The sequence below is a fragment of the Bradyrhizobium arachidis genome, assembly GCF_024758505.1.
GTDB lineage: Bacteria > Pseudomonadota > Alphaproteobacteria > Rhizobiales > Xanthobacteraceae > Bradyrhizobium > Bradyrhizobium manausense_C.
The window spans coordinates 2,466,941-2,480,781 of the sequence record NZ_CP077970.1 but is presented as its reverse complement, the minus strand read 5'-3'; the positions used below and the strand labels follow the sequence as shown (position 1 = coordinate 2,480,781).

Annotated in this window: 17 protein-coding genes; 8 read left to right on the top strand and 9 right to left on the bottom strand. The window is 64.3% G+C overall.

All coding sequences use genetic code 11. From position 1 onward, the window contains the following. Window positions 1–110: 110 nt before the first annotated feature. The 3 genes from KUF59_RS10905 (at window position 111) to KUF59_RS10895 (ending at window position 2,264) form a co-directional block, all read left to right on the top strand. A complete protein-coding gene (locus KUF59_RS10905) occupies window positions 111–1,172 on the top strand; it encodes an alpha/beta fold hydrolase (RefSeq protein WP_212462086.1) in 1,062 nt (353 codons plus the stop codon). Between the two features lie 15 nt (window positions 1,173–1,187). Then, window positions 1,188–1,535 (top strand): MmcQ/YjbR family DNA-binding protein, encoded by a 348-nt coding sequence (locus KUF59_RS10900; protein WP_212462085.1) that lies wholly within the window; start codon window positions 1,188–1,190, stop codon window positions 1,533–1,535. 123 nt (window positions 1,536–1,658) lie between these two features. After that, a complete protein-coding gene (locus KUF59_RS10895; RefSeq protein ID WP_212462084.1) occupies window positions 1,659–2,264 on the top strand; it encodes a pyridoxamine 5'-phosphate oxidase family protein in 606 nt (201 codons plus the stop codon). A 178-nt stretch (window positions 2,265–2,442) separates the two neighbouring features. Here KUF59_RS10895 and bfr read toward each other — a convergent pair whose 3' ends face one another. From bfr to KUF59_RS10880, 3 genes are all read right to left on the bottom strand, one after another. Further along, window positions 2,443–2,931 carry a bacterioferritin gene (gene bfr, locus KUF59_RS10890; protein ID WP_212462083.1) on the bottom strand — a complete coding sequence of 163 codons (489 nt, stop codon included), beginning with the start codon at window positions 2,929–2,931 and terminating at the stop codon, window positions 2,443–2,445. 140 nt (window positions 2,932–3,071) lie between these two features. Continuing rightward, entirely contained in the window at window positions 3,072–3,341 is a 270-nt protein-coding gene (locus KUF59_RS10885) for a (2Fe-2S)-binding protein (protein ID WP_212462111.1), read from the bottom strand. 168 nt (window positions 3,342–3,509) lie between these two features. After that, a complete protein-coding gene (locus KUF59_RS10880; protein ID WP_249140853.1) occupies window positions 3,510–3,833 on the bottom strand; it encodes a hypothetical protein in 324 nt (107 codons plus the stop codon). 143 nt (window positions 3,834–3,976) lie between these two features. On the opposite strand from KUF59_RS10880, the gene KUF59_RS10875 reads away from it, so the two are divergent. After that, window positions 3,977–4,306, top strand: coding sequence for a hypothetical protein (locus tag KUF59_RS10875; RefSeq protein ID WP_212462081.1), 330 nt, complete (start codon window positions 3,977–3,979; stop codon window positions 4,304–4,306). Between the two features lie 231 nt (window positions 4,307–4,537). After that, entirely contained in the window at window positions 4,538–4,819 is a 282-nt protein-coding gene (locus KUF59_RS10870; protein WP_212402735.1) for a hypothetical protein, read from the top strand. A gap of 108 nt (window positions 4,820–4,927) precedes the next feature. Here the strand turns inward: KUF59_RS10870 and KUF59_RS10865 are convergent, their stop codons facing one another. Together KUF59_RS10865 and ettA are read right to left on the bottom strand one after the other, a co-directional pair. Then, window positions 4,928–6,154, bottom strand: a complete 1,227-nt coding sequence (locus KUF59_RS10865; RefSeq protein ID WP_212462080.1) for a lytic murein transglycosylase — start codon at window positions 6,152–6,154, stop codon at window positions 4,928–4,930. Between the two features lie 7 nt (window positions 6,155–6,161). Then, the gene (gene ettA / locus KUF59_RS10860) at window positions 6,162–7,811 is read right to left on the bottom strand and encodes an energy-dependent translational throttle protein EttA (RefSeq protein ID WP_212462079.1); all 1,650 of its coding nucleotides are present in this window, start codon (window positions 7,809–7,811) and stop codon (window positions 6,162–6,164) included. Between the two features lie 238 nt (window positions 7,812–8,049). Between ettA and KUF59_RS10855 the strand changes: the two genes are divergently transcribed. Continuing rightward, on the top strand, window positions 8,050–8,262 hold the full coding sequence (locus KUF59_RS10855) for a hypothetical protein (protein WP_212462078.1): 213 nt from the start codon (window positions 8,050–8,052) through the stop codon (window positions 8,260–8,262). A 128-nt stretch (window positions 8,263–8,390) separates the two neighbouring features. Continuing rightward, entirely contained in the window at window positions 8,391–9,350 is a 960-nt protein-coding gene (locus KUF59_RS10850; RefSeq protein WP_212462077.1) for a D-2-hydroxyacid dehydrogenase family protein, read from the top strand. Between the two features lie 53 nt (window positions 9,351–9,403). Here the strand turns inward: KUF59_RS10850 and KUF59_RS10845 are convergent, their stop codons facing one another. Next, entirely contained in the window at window positions 9,404–9,745 is a 342-nt protein-coding gene (locus tag KUF59_RS10845; protein ID WP_212462076.1) for a hypothetical protein, read from the bottom strand. 161 nt (window positions 9,746–9,906) lie between these two features. Beyond that, a complete protein-coding gene (locus tag KUF59_RS10840) occupies window positions 9,907–11,154 on the bottom strand; it encodes a L,D-transpeptidase family protein (protein WP_212462075.1) in 1,248 nt (415 codons plus the stop codon). A gap of 362 nt (window positions 11,155–11,516) precedes the next feature. On the opposite strand from KUF59_RS10840, the gene KUF59_RS10835 reads away from it, so the two are divergent. Continuing rightward, window positions 11,517–12,353 carry a hypothetical protein gene (locus KUF59_RS10835; RefSeq protein WP_212462074.1) on the top strand — a complete coding sequence of 279 codons (837 nt, stop codon included), beginning with the start codon at window positions 11,517–11,519 and terminating at the stop codon, window positions 12,351–12,353. 9 nt (window positions 12,354–12,362) lie between these two features. On the opposite strand, the gene sseA is transcribed toward KUF59_RS10835, so the two are convergent. Next, complete coding sequence (gene sseA / locus KUF59_RS10830; RefSeq protein ID WP_212462073.1) at window positions 12,363–13,223, bottom strand: 3-mercaptopyruvate sulfurtransferase; 861 nt, start codon at window positions 13,221–13,223, stop codon at window positions 12,363–12,365. Between the two features lie 141 nt (window positions 13,224–13,364). Then, on the bottom strand, window positions 13,365–13,778 hold the full coding sequence (locus KUF59_RS10825) for a rhodanese-like domain-containing protein (RefSeq protein ID WP_212462072.1): 414 nt from the start codon (window positions 13,776–13,778) through the stop codon (window positions 13,365–13,367). Window positions 13,779–13,841: the final 63 nt, after the last annotated feature.

Here is a 13,841-nt window from a genome sequence, read left to right as displayed (position 1 = left end):
CAAGAATGTTTCTGAGGCCAGCGGCACTTCCGGCCTCGATCCGAGATAGATGACTGGTAAGATCTATTCCAAAGCGGCCCGATGAAGGAGGCCGCATCGGGGAGAGCAACATGAAAGCTTCACGCGCGGTGCTGTCGGCGATCCTGCTGACGATCTCGATGCCGGCGCTGGCCGCCGACTATCCGGCGCCCAAGCAGGGCGACTGGATCGCCAAAGACTTCAAGTTCCACACCGGCGAGACCATGCCGGAGCTGAAGCTGCACTACACCACCGTTGGAGAGCCGACCGGCCAGCCCGTGCTGGTGCTGCACGGCACCGGCGGCTCGGGCGCGAGCATGCTGTCGCCCGCTTTCGCCGGCGAGCTGTTCGGCCCCGGCCAGCCGCTCGACGCGTCCAAATATTACATCATCATTCCCGACGCGATCGGCCACGGCAAATCGTCAAAACCGTCCGACGGCATGAAGACGAGCTTCCCGAAATACAATTACGACGACATGGTCGAGGCACAGCATCGCCTCGTGAAGGAGGGCCTCGGCGTCAAGCATCTGCGGCTCGTGATCGGCAACTCGATGGGCGGCATGCAAACCTGGCTGTGGGGCGAGAAGTATCCGCAGGAGATGGACGCGCTGGTGCCGATGGCCTCGCAGCCGACCGAAATGGCGTCGCGCAACTGGATGATGCGGCGGATCATGCTCGACACCATCCGCAACGACCCCGACTACAACGGCGGCAACTACACTGCACAGCCGCGCATGATGAAATATGCCATCGTCGCCTACGGTATCGCCAGCATCGGCGGCACGCTGGCCTATCAGCAGCAGGCGCCGACCGCGTCCAAGGCGAACAAGATCGTCGACGACCGGCTGGCGGCTCCGATCACGGCTGACACCAACGACTTCCTCTACCAGTGGAGTTCCTCGGAAGACTACAACGCCGGCGACAAACTCGAGCAGATCGAGGCCTCACTGCTGCTGATCAATTCTGCCGACGACGAGCGTAACCCGCCCGAGACGGGCATCACCGACGCTGCGATGAAGCGGGTCAAGAACGGCAAGCTGTATCTCATCCCCGCCAGCACCGAGACGCGCGGCCACGGCACCACGGGCAACGCGAAATTCTACGTCGAGCAGCTCCGGCAATTGCTGCAGAGCGCGCCGCAGCGGACGATGTGATACGGCGCGGGCGCAATGACCCTCGGTCGCTTCCGCCGAATTGCGCTCGCGCTGCCCAATGCCGTCGAGGGTTCGCACCACGGCAAGGCCGACTTTCGCGTCGGCAAGCGCGTGTTCGCGACACTGGGCTATCCCGACGACAAATGGGGCATGGTGAAGCTGACGCCTCAGCAGCAGACGATGCTGATCGATGCTGAACCCGGCGTCTTTCGACCAGTGCCGGGTGCATGGGGCAAGAACGGCAGCACGAATGTGCTGGTCGCGGAGGCCGATCAAGTCACGCTGCGGAGTGCGCTGACGATGGCGTGGCGCAACGTCGCGCCCAAGTCGCTCCTCGCCTTGCACGACAAACCGAAGCGCTGATCACGCGGCGCCAATTGCTTCTTGCCGGCGGACGCGGTCTAGCAAGGTTCTATGCCGGATTGGGTTGGCCGATGGCGTTTCGATCGAGTAATCTGGCGTCGAACTCTTTGCGGAGACACGCCGGTGACCGACCTTTGCGCTGAAGACCTCGCCACCATCTATCCGAAGCCGTCCCCGCGCGTGATCGCGAAGGCTCGGCCCGAAATCGACGTGCATGCGCGAAAATTCATCGAGATGTCGCCATTCTGCGTGCTCGCGACGTCGGGCTCCGACGGCAGTGTCGACGCCTCGCCGCGCGGCGGCGGCGTCGGCTTCGTGCACGTCGCGGGCCCCAACCAGCTCCTGATGCCGGATCGTTCCGGCAACAACCGCATCGACAGCTTCAAGAACATCGTCGAAGGCTCAGGCTTCGTGCATCTGTTGTTCTTCGTGCCGGGGATCGACGAGACGCTGCGCGTCGGCGGCACCGGCAAGGTCTCGGTCGACCCGGATCTGCTCGCCTCGATGGTCGAGTTCGGCAAGCCGCCGCGCGCAGTGCTGAGCATCGCGGTCAGCGAGGTCTATTTCCATTGCGGCAAGGCGCTGATGCGCTCGAAGCTGTGGACGCCGGACGTGCAGGTGAAGCGCTCGGTGATGCCGAGCATCACCGAGGTGATCCACGATCAAACCGGTCTTGGCGAACCCGATGCCCAGGAGATCGTGGAGGAGCGCTACAAGACGCAGCTCTGAGGCGCAGCCTTCAATCACACCGTCGTCCTGGACAAGCGCAGCGAAGCGCAGATCCATGACCCCAGCGCGAGCGCTTGCGCTCATAGTCGCTAGTTCGCGCCACAACTTCTCCCTGGGGTAATGGGTCCTGGCTTTCGCCAGGACGACATTGGAGTGTGTGGCGGCTTGAAGCGCGAGCTTAGTGCCCCTCGCCCTCGAGACCACCGACATGCTTCTGCGTGTACAGTTCGAGGCCGATGCGGGCGATGAGGTCGAGCTGGGTTTCGAGGAAGTCGATGTGGTGCTCCTCGTCGCTCATCAGCTTCTCGAACAGGTCGCGCGTGACGTAGTCCTTCACGCTGTGACAATAGGTGGCGGCCTCCTGGTAGAGCGCGCGCGCGCTCATCTCGGCAGCCAGATCGCAATCGATGATCTCCTTGACGTTCTGGCCGATGCGCAGGGGGTCGAGCACCTGCATGTTCGGGAAACCATCGAAGAACAGGATGCGCTCGGTGAGCTTGTCGGCGTGCTCCATCTCCTCAATGGACTCCTTGCGCCAGACCTTGGCCATGTCGCGAAGGCCCCAATTGTCGAGGAAGCGGTAGTGCAGCCAGTATTGATTGATTGCCGTTAGCTCGTGACGCAGCGCCTTGTTGAGATATTCGATGACCTTTGCGTCGCCCTGCATGATTCACTCCAGCTCTTTGCCAGCTCTTGCGGCCAATTCGGCCCTAAACCGAATTTAGAACGCTTCTAAGATAGTTTGAGGACGAGGGCAACCGGACGCATGCGCGCAGCCGGGGAAAAAGAGCCGATTTGATGGGAATCTTAGCAGGCCGCGAGGGCGAACTCGGCCGGCGCGGTTTCTTCGTCGTTGGCCGCGACCTCGTTATGCGGGCAGCCTGAGCAGCAGGATTTGGCGCAGGGACCGAGGGCTTCTTCGATGATGTTCTTGATGGTGCGGGCGCAGCGGCCGCATTCGGCGCTGCAGCCGAGGCAGCCATAAACCTGCTTGGCGTGACGCAGAGCGTCGTCGGAGTCAGCGACGGCGGCTCGGACATCGTGGTCGCTGATGACGTTGCAGGAACAAACAATCATGGAAAGCGGCAGGCCCTTCGGTGATGCGCCATCATCGATATTTAAGGGCTCAGCCGGATGCAAAAGGAAAAAGCGCTGTTTGAAGCAATTCCAAACTGATCCCAGATAGAGCCTAGAACGGGTCTAAAATCCCATCTTGCGCTGGATCAATTTTCGCTGCCAGGCGGCTCAATCGCCGCCTCCGCCGCCGCCGTCCCCGCCACCTCCGCAATCGCCGCCGCCACTATCGCTGCCGCTGCCATTATCGCTGCTGACGGAGCAACTGCCGCTATCAGCCGGGTTGCCGGAACTGTCGAGGGCCGAACGGTCGCTGGAAAACCAGCTTCCGAGCGAGAATCCGCTGCTCGTACTTCCGTAGTCCGAGCTCGAATAGTTGCTGCCGTCATAGCCGCTATCCGCGCGCGCCCGCCGCCGACTGCGGTTCTGCAGATGGGCCATCAGGGCATAGCCGATCATCCCGGTGATCCCGATGGCGATCAGAACGTTCATCATCGCGCTGCTCCTCATCCGCTGGCGTCCATGACGCCCATTCGTCGCCTGCGGCCACCCTTCCGTTCATTGATCCTTCAAGCGAAGTATGGAACTAAGGCGGTGGAACTCCGTCCGCGTCCAGTCCGTGTTGAAAGGTCAAAGCCATGAAGAAATCGCTCCTGGCACTCGCCGCCGTCGCCACCCTGGCGGTGTCGGCCGTGGCGCCCGAACAGGCCCATGCGCAGCGCGGCGTCGCCGCGGGCGTGGCCGCCGGCATCATCGGCGGCGCCATCGTCGGGGGCGCGCTGGCTTCCCCGTATTACTACGGCCCTGGCCCCGGATACGGCTATTATGGCCCCGGTTACGCGCCCCGCTACTACGCGCCGGGTCCGGGCTATGTCGCCGACGACTATTATGGCGGCTGCGTTTGGCAGAGACAGCGCTTCTGGGACGGCTATGCCTGGCGCGTCCGCCGCGTCCGGGTTTGCGGCTGATCGCGCCATCCACCGAAATTGCGCCGGAACGGCTAAGGTTTTGACAGGTCCCCGTAAGGGAAAGGCCTGAAAAAGACCGCTTTTTCCGGTCACAGCTCCGTGTGCGTTTACCGCGGATTGACCATTTGCGCGCTTCCTAGCCGCACGGCCAATTCCAACAGAGTTTGCGTGAGACTTCCAAACCCAGGCGTTTCCCCCCGAGGTGCGCCTTCTCCCAGGAGAGCCAAGACTATGAAGAAGACTTTTGTTGCCGCCCTGACGGTTGCGACGGTCGCCGGTTCGCTGGTCACCGCCACGCCGCCCGCCAAGGCTGAACACGGCGTTGGCGCCGGCATCGCTGCCGGCCTGATCGGCGGTGCGATCGTCGGTGGCGCTATCGCAGCCAGCCGTCCCGCTTACGGCGGTCCGGTCTATGTGGCCGAGCCCGCCCCGCCCCCGCCCTGCTACTGGCAGCGCCAGCGCTATTGGGACGGCTATGGCTGGGTCGTTCGCCCGGTCCGCGTCTGCTACTGAGTTGATCCGATCGGCGCCTCGCGGCGCCGCGATCAAGGCCCGGCCGAGACCATCGGCCGGGCCTTTTTCTTTGCCCCGACCTCGCGCGCCACTTCTGTTTTGCCGGCGCTAGCGCGCCGTTTGGATCGAGCGCAGCACCTCTTCGCTCGGCCAGCAATCGACCTTGAGGCCGGCCGACTTCTGATAGGCGCCGAGCGCTGAGCGCGTCAGCATGCCGGCCTTGCCGTCGATCTTGTCCTTGTAGAGCCCGATTTGCGTCAGCCCGCGCTGCATCGCTTCCACGTCCTTGGTGCGCAACTGCTTCGAGGCCGACCACGGCGTGGCGAATGCCTGCGGGCTCGTCATGCGGTCGCTGAGATGGCCGACGAACAGCACGTAGAGATCCGAGAAATTGTATTCCTTGATCACGAAGTAGTTCTTCGTGGTCAGGAATGACGGACCGTAAATGCCTTCCGGCTGCAGCAGCGAAGCCGGCTGCGCCTGCTCCGTCGCGCTCAGTTTTTGTCCGCGCACCGGCACAAAGCCGTCGCGCAGCCACTGGCTGATCGGCTTGGTCACCTCGGGCACACCGAGGGTGCAATCAATCTTCGCAGGCGCCTGCACCTCATAGGCCCAGCGCACGCCACTCTGCCAACCCTTGTTGACGAGCTGTTGCGCCGCCGACGCCAGCGCGTCCGGCACAGAGTGCCAGATGTCGACGCGGCCGTCGCCGTCGAAGTCGACGCCGTGCTTGTAGTACTCCGACGGCAAAAACTGCGTGAGCCCGGTGGCGCCGGCCCAGGACGAGCGCATCTCCTTGCGCGTCACCGCCCCTTCGCCGAGGATCTTCAGCGAAAGGATGAACTCGTTGCGATAGGTATCCTTGCGGCGGCCGACATAGGCCTGCGTGGCGAGCACGCGCACGAGATCGTAGGGCAGCGTGTAACGGCCATAGTCGGTCTCGCGGCCCCAGATCGCGAGCATGATGGTGGCGGGCACGCCAGAACTCTTCTCGATCTCGGTGAGCGCCGCGCGATATTTTTGCAGGAGACGCTGCCCTTCGCCCGCAAGCCGTGCGATCGAGGCTTCCTTGATGTAATCAGCCGGCACCTGCACGAACTCGGCCTGCGCCGCAGCTCCGGTCGCGGGCCGGCCCGGCAGGATCAGGTCGGGCAGTTTGTAGTCGGGCTCGAGCCCGCGCGTCTGTTCGTCGAACGTCGCGCGCGACACGCCGGCCGCGTGCGCCTCTGGCCAGAGCGAGGCGACGAACTGGGTGAAGGCGGCGTCGGCGGCGCGGGCAGGCGACCAGCCACAGGTGACAGCGATCACCGCAGCGATGAGTGCCCGCCGCATCATGCCGAGATCACCGCGTCAGCTTCTTGTACTTCACGCGATGCGGAATGATGCTGTCCTGGCCGAGCCGGCGCATCTTGTCCTTCTCGTAGTCCTGGAAGTTGCCCTCGAACCATTCGACATGGCTGTCGCCTTCGAAGGCCAGGATGTGCGTCGCGATGCGGTCGAGGAACCAGCGATCATGGCTGATGATGACGGCGCAGCCGGCAAAATCCTCCAGCGCCTCTTCGAGCGCGCGTAGCGTGTCGACGTCGAGATCGTTGGTCGGCTCGTCGAGCAGCAGAACGTTCGAACCGGACTTCAGCATCTTGGCGAGATGCACCCGGTTGCGCTCACCGCCTGAGAGCGCGCCGACCTTCTTCTGCTGGTCGGCACCCTTGAAGTTGAACGCCGAGCAGTAGCCGCGCGAGTTCACTTCCTTCTTGCCGAGCAGGATCAGCTCGTTGCCGCCGGAGATTTCCTCCCACACGGTCTTCTTGCCGTCGAGCGCATCGCGCGACTGGTCGACATAGCCGAGATGTACGGTCTCGCCGACCGTGATCGTGCCGTTGTCCGGCTGTTCCTGCTTGGTGATCATCCGGAACAGCGTGGTCTTGCCGGCGCCGTTGGCGCCGATCACACCGACGATGCCGCCGGGCGGCAGCTTGAAGGTGAGATCGTCGATCAGCAGGCGATCGCCATAGCCTTTGCTGAGGCCTTCGAAGTCGACGACATTGGCGCCTAACCGCTCGGCGACGGGAATGATGATCTGCGCAGTCTGGGTCTGCTTCTCGCTCGCCTTCTTGAGCAGCTCCTCGTAGCGCTGGTAGCGCGCCTTGGACTTGGCCTGGCGTGCCTTCGGCGAGGACGCGACCCATTCCTGCTCGCGGGCAAGCGTCTTCTGGTGCGCGGCGTCCTCGCGTCCCTCCTGCTCGAGCCGCTTCTGCTTCTGCACCAGCCAGGACGAGTAGTTGCCCTCATAGGGAATGCCGCGGCCGCGATCGAGCTCGAGGATCCAGCCGGTGACGTTGTCGAGGAAGTAGCGGTCGTGGGTGACGATCAGGATCGCACCGGGATAGTTGCGCAGATGGCCTTCGAGCCAGGACACCGACTCCGCGTCGAGGTGGTTGGTCGGTTCGTCCAGCAGCAGCAGTTCCGGCTGATCGAGCAGCAGGCGGCACAGCGCGACGCGACGGCGCTCACCGCCCGAAAGCTTGGTGACGTCGGCATCATCGGGCGGGCAGCGCAGCGCATCCATCGCCTGGTCGACCTTGCTGTCGAGATCCCAGAGACCCTGGGCCTCGATCTCGTCCTGCAGCTTGGTCATCTCGTCGGCGGTCTCGTCGGAATAATTCATCGCCAGTTCGTTATAGCGATCGAGGATCGCCTTCTGCTTGGCGACGCCCCGCATGACGTTCTCGCGCACGCTGAGCGCGGGGTCGAGCTGCGGCTCCTGCTCGAGATAGCCGACGCGGGCACCCTCGGCGACCCAGGCCTCGCCGGTATACTCCTTGTCGAGCCCTGCCATGATCTTGAGCAGCGTCGACTTGCCCGAGCCGTTGACGCCGAGCACGCCGATCTTGGCGTCCGGGTAGAAGCTCAAATGGACGTTATCGAGCACCTTGCGGGTCGGGTAGCTCTTGGTCAGGCCTTGCATGAAGTAGACGAACTGGCGCGCCATCGGTCCCGTAAAACCTTCGATTTGAGGAAATTTGCTTGCCGCCGATGTAGCGACCCCGGTCCCAAAGGGCAACGTTTTCCCTCCGTTCACCACGGATGAATACGGAACGGACACCATCCAGCCACCGATCCGGACAATTGAAACCATTTTTTAATAAAGCAGGCGAAAGCTCGTCGTGGCGCGGAAAAAAGCGCCACCCCGCCGACAGAAGCCGGCGGGGGAGAACAGCGAGGCCAACATGGCTATGATCGAAACCACCAGCATCGCCGCCCCGGCAGAAGCCGGCCACGCAGGCTTCTTCACCGAGCTGAAGGAGTTTTGGGCTCGGTTCTTCGCCACGGCCTTCAATCCCTACCGCCCGGAACTGCACTACATGCGCGGTCCCGGCCCCGCCTGGCGCGCCAAGCACGGCATGGACGCCCCGTTCCGGCTCAAACCCCGCGACCTCTGACGCTTCTTCCTCTGGCGAAGTTTTGAAGATGGCGGCCGCTTGCGCGGGCCACCGATTACGCGCAACCATGGTCCGGTTCCGACGATGGCTTCGCGCCGTCACCTCTCGCCATGAATGGACGCCTTCCGATGACGCGGCTGCGCTGTGCAATTCTCGACGACTATTTCAACATCGCCCTCAACGTCGCCGACTGGTCGAAAATATCGGACCGCGTCGACGTGACGGTGTTCAGCCATCCCTTCGCCTCCGAGCAGGCAGCGGCCAGCGCGCTCGCCGACTTCGAGATCGTCTGCGCCATGCGCGAGCGCACCGCGTTCCCAAAAAGCCTGTTTGCAGCGCTGCCGAAGTTGAAACTGCTGCTGACGTCGGGCATGCGCAACGCGTCGATCGACATGGAGGCCGCGAAAGCGCGCAGCGTCGTCATCTGCGGCACGCAATATGGCCGCGATCCAACGGCAGGCCTGACCATGGGCCTGATTCTGGAACTGACCCGCGGCATCGGCCGCGAGAACGCGCGCATGCATGCGGGCGAGCCCTGGCAGACCTTTGCCGGCATCGAGATCGAAGGCCGCACGCTCGGCATCGTCGGACTCGGCAAGCTCGGCAGCAAGGTCGCAGGCATCGCGAAGACGTTCGGCATGAACGTGATCGCCTGGAGCCCGAACCTCACAGCCGAGAAATGCAATGAGGCCGGCGTCACCTATGCGAGCAAGGAAGAGCTGTTTGCCAAGGCCGACATCGTCACCATCCATGTGGTGCTGAGCGAGCGCTCGCGCGGGCTCGTGAGTGCGGCCGATATCGCCCGCATGAAGCCTACGGGCTATCTCGTCAACACCGCGCGCGCGCCGATCGTCGACGAAGCGGCGCTGCTTGCCGCCCTGCAGCAGCGCAAGATCGCGGGCGCCGGCATCGACGTGTTCTCGATTGAGCCGCTGCCGACGGACCATCCGTTCCGCAAGCTCGACAATCTCGTGCTGACGCCGCATCTCGGCTACGCCACCGAGGATGGCCTACGCACCCATTACGGTCAGATGGTCGACACGATCGACGCCTGGTTCAAGGGCGAGCCGCCGCGCCGGCTGGCCTGAGCGTTATGGGCAACCACCGGCGGGTTCACAGAACCACGTATTCTTCTATTCCGTCACCCGCCCTGCCCGAAGTCGAGTTGCAGATAGTCCTTGAGATAGAAATCGACAGCGTGTTTGGCCGACACGAACAACAAAACGTACGACAGCAGAATCACCCCGAGATGGACAACGCCTCTCCGGTCATTTGCACGGAATGCGCGGTAGATGAGATAGAGCGCTACCGCGAAGCTTACCCAGATCAAAACCCGTCGAGGAAGTTCAACCGCCGTATCATACTCGGTAATATGGCTATCGGGAAAACCTGCAAACATCAAAGAGAATGCAAGATCCTGGGCAAAGGCTAACGGCGTCAGCGAAAACAAAACCGCCAATAGCGCGCGGGATGTCCGTTTCACGTACCGAACCACGCGATCATTTCAGCCCACCAATATTCTCGCGGCCTGGTTCGAAGGTGAGCCGTTTGACCTTGCGGCGTGGTGCGTGATCCCATTTGCGGCCACCTGGGTCTGCCCTATCGTAGCAGGTCAGGACACCGCTCCGTATCCAGACAGGAGACCTAGCGCACCGTCACCGGCGCAGGCAGTGGCGGAACGACCGTGGGCTGCATGCCGGGGACCGGAGGCGCCATCTGCGCGGTAGCGGGTCCACCGGGCGTCGGCGCGGCAGATGCCGTCGCCGTTCCCGGCGGCGGGCCGCCCGGCATCACGACCACGCGGGTGCCGACCTTGACGCGGTCGAACAGGTCCGAGACGTCTTCGTTCAGCATGCCGATACAGCCGGAGGAGACGAACTTGCCGATCGTCGAGGGCTGGTTGGTGCCGTGGATGCGGTAGACGGTCGAGCCGAGATACATCGCGCGGGCGCCGAGCGGATTGCCGGGGCCGCCGGCCATGAACCGCGGCAGATAGGGCTGGCGCTCGATCATTTCCGTCGGCGGATGCCAATCCGGCCACTCCGCCTTGCGGGTGATCTTCTGCACGCCGGTCCAGGTGAAACCGTCGCGGCCGACGCGCACGCCGTAGCGGATCGCGCGGCCGCCTCCGAGCACGTAATAGAGATAGGTGTTGGGCGTATCGACCACGAGCGTGCCGGCGGGCTCCTTGGTCTGGAACGCGACCTCCTGACGGCGGAGGTTCGGCGACAACTGCACGGGGGCTGCGTCGGGCTGCTCCTCGGGCGGAAGCGCCGCGATCGACATCGGCTTGCCGTCGGCGCCGATAGCGGGCTGTTGCTGCTGCGGCACCGCGCCGGTTGCGGTCGGACCGCCAACCGCCTCCGGCGGACGCAGGCCGTCATTGACGCCCTGCTGCGGCGGACGGTCGGCATAGATCACCGCCGGCGGACCGGCGGGACGACCATAGCGCGGGTCGTCCGGCGACATCACGGGACCCTGCGGCGCATTGGAATAGACCGGCGCGCCCGCGGGGCGGCCATAACGGGGATCATCCGGCGACACCACCGGGCCCTGCGGCGCGTTGGAGTACACCGGCGCGCCGGCCGGACGGCCGTAGCGCGGATCGTCGGGCGACATGATGGGGCCGCTTGGGCCGGGCGGCGGCAGCCCGGCGGAATTGCGCGGCTGCTGCGGCGGCGGCATCGCGTCGTCATCGTCGTCAAACGCGTCAAAGTTCGGCACGCGATCGCCGGGACGATATTCGGACGGATAGCCCTGCTGCTGCGGATATTGCGTCGAATAGCCCGGCGCCTGCTGCACCTGGTAGCTCTGCTGAGCCTGCACGAGCGAGGTTCCCGCCGCAGCGGCTGTCGCGGCAGTGCAAATCGTCAGAAAATGCTTGATCATCATCGCTCTTGTATAGACCCCAGGCACGACCGGACCGTTAACGGCAAATGACCGAAGATCACGGCGCATTCAAGACAATTCAGGCCCATTTGCGCCCGATTTGCCGATTTGTGATCCGCCGATCACCGTTGCTCCGGAGCATCACGGAGCGGAAATCGCATTCTGCCTGATATCGGCTGTCACCAACACCCCGATTTTTACGGAACGCGTGCGAGAGCGTTGCGGTATTCTCGAATCGGCCTGATTCGCCGCCGCTTTGAGCTTCTTTTCTGTGCGGCGAATGCGGCAACCAGTACCGTCACCGCGTTCAGATGGCTCAAGGGCCTTCGGCAGGCACCTGCCAAGGCGGAAATTCGCGCCACAAGATGCTTCCCGGCGTTCGCTTCCTGTTTGCGGCGATCCTGATCTCAACCTCGCTCCTGGTGTTCGCCCTCGGCGCAGCCGCGCTGTTGCGGGCGACCCATGAGCAGTTCGTCAGCAGTCCCTCCTGGCGCTCCGGCCCTCAGGAGCAGGTGTTCGCGCAAGCCCCCGAGCCGGTCCGGCCTGTGCTGGCGGCTCTGCGCGTCGAGCCGATGGCCTCGGAGGCCGAGCCCACGGTGCGGGACCAGATCCCGACCATCGCGATGCCCGTGACCGACGCAGCCTCCGAGCAGACAGCCGCGCTTGCACTTGAGGCGGACGCCCCCGCGGGTGAGGCGCGAGCGAGCGAGCCCGCTCCGCCGGAAGCAACCGCGTCCAGTCCGGCTGATGTGCCGGCCACGCCGGCTGCGGCGGAGACGACCGGGCAGATCTCCGAACCCCAAATCTCTGAACCCAAGGTCTCTGAACCCAAGGTCTCTGAAGCCAAAGTTTCTGAGAGCAAGGTCGCCGCCGAGACGACCCACGCTTCCGCGCCGGCCGCAACGAGCGAGCCCGCCCCGACCGAGGCGCCCGCGAGCACCCTGTCCGAGTCCGACCTGGCCGTCGCCAGGATGGCCGCGCTGAACGCCCCCTCCGTTGCGACGGAGAAGGAATCGGTCGCCAATATCAAGGCGGACAGCGGCGCGACGGAGCAGAAGGCGACCAAGCGACGCGCGCATCGCGCCAAGAAACGCCGGATCGTGCGGAGCCCGCCGCCACCGCCGGCGCAGGTTCAGCAGCAGGCCTTCGATCCGTTCCGACAGCAGCCGATGGCAGCCGCGTCCACCGCGCGTGCGCGCTGAGACGATCGATCAGGCCGGTCCCGTCGCGATCGGCGGACCGCTCGCCTGCCCCCATTCCGACCACGAGCCGTCATAGAGCGCAGTGTCGGTCACTCCTAACCGGTAAAGCGCTAGCGTCAGCACGCCGGCCGAGACGCCGGAGCCGCAGCTCGTCACGATCGGCGCATCGAGCTTGACGCCGGCGCCAGCGAAGGCGGCGCGCAGATCCTCGAGCGGCCTCATCGTGCCGGTCGCGGCATCGAACAGCAGATTGTAGGGCACGTTGCGGGCGCCGGGGATATGACCTGAGCGGATACCCGCCCGCGGCTCCGGCGCGCGCCCCTCAAAACGTTCGGCGGCGCGCGCGTCGATGACCTGCTCGGCACGGCTTTCGACGTTGGCGATCATCTGCTCGATGCTGCGCACGCGCTTTGCGTCGTAGCTCGCCTTGAAGCTCGCAGGCCTTGGCTTGACCTCACCGCTCTCGATCGACCGTCCTTCGGCGCGCCACTTCTTCAGGCCGCCGTCGAGGATGCGCACATTAGGGTGGCCGTAGGACAAGAACATCCACCAGGCGCGCGGAGCCGCGACCCAGCCGCCGGCATCATAGAGCACCACGGTGTCGGCATTGCCGATGCCGAGATTGCCAACGTCGCGGCCGAACTGCTCTGCGCTTGGGAACATATGCGGCAGCGGATTGGTGTGATCAGAGACCGCATCGACGTCGAAGAACACCGCGCCCGGCAGATGCGCGGCGAGGTAGTCATCTTTCGGCAGCGGCAGCACGCCCGGCAGCTTGAAGCTGGCATCGACGACCTTCACGTTGGCGTCGTTGATATGCGCGGCGAGCCATTCGGTGGAGACGAGAGGATCGGTGGGGGTCTCAGTCATGGAAGCAGTCTCCGGCAATTGTTACGGTCGTCATGGCCGGGCTTGTCCCGGCCATCCACGCGCCTCCGCCGATGCGGCTCGACGTGGATGCCCGGGACAAGCCCGGGCATGACGGAGCGTGTGGTACGCAGGGCGCCCAACTCACCCCTTCGTCTTCGGCTCCCATTTCTCGGTCGCGCCGCCGGCATCGCGCCAGGCGGCGTAGCCGCCGGCGATGTGGGCAACGGGCTTCAGGCCCATGTCCTGCGCGGTCTTGGCAGCGAGCGCGGAGCGCAGGCCACCGGCGCAGTGGAAGACGAACTTCTTGTCTTCCTGGAAGATCGGCTTTGCGTAGGGGCTCTGCGGATCGATCCAGAATTCGAGCATGCCGCGCGTGCAGGCAAACGCGCCGGGGATGCGGCCGTCTCGCTCGATCTCTCTGGGATCGCGGATATCGACGATGACGACGTCGCCGTTCTTGGCGATCTCGATGGCCTGCGAAGCGGACAGGGTTTCGATCTCGGCGTTGGCCTCGTCGATCAGCGCCTTGATGCCGCGGGTGATGTTTTGGGGCATGTTGTTTCTCCCTTCTCTTTCGTCATTCCGGGGCGATGCGCAGCATCGAGCCCGGAATCTCGA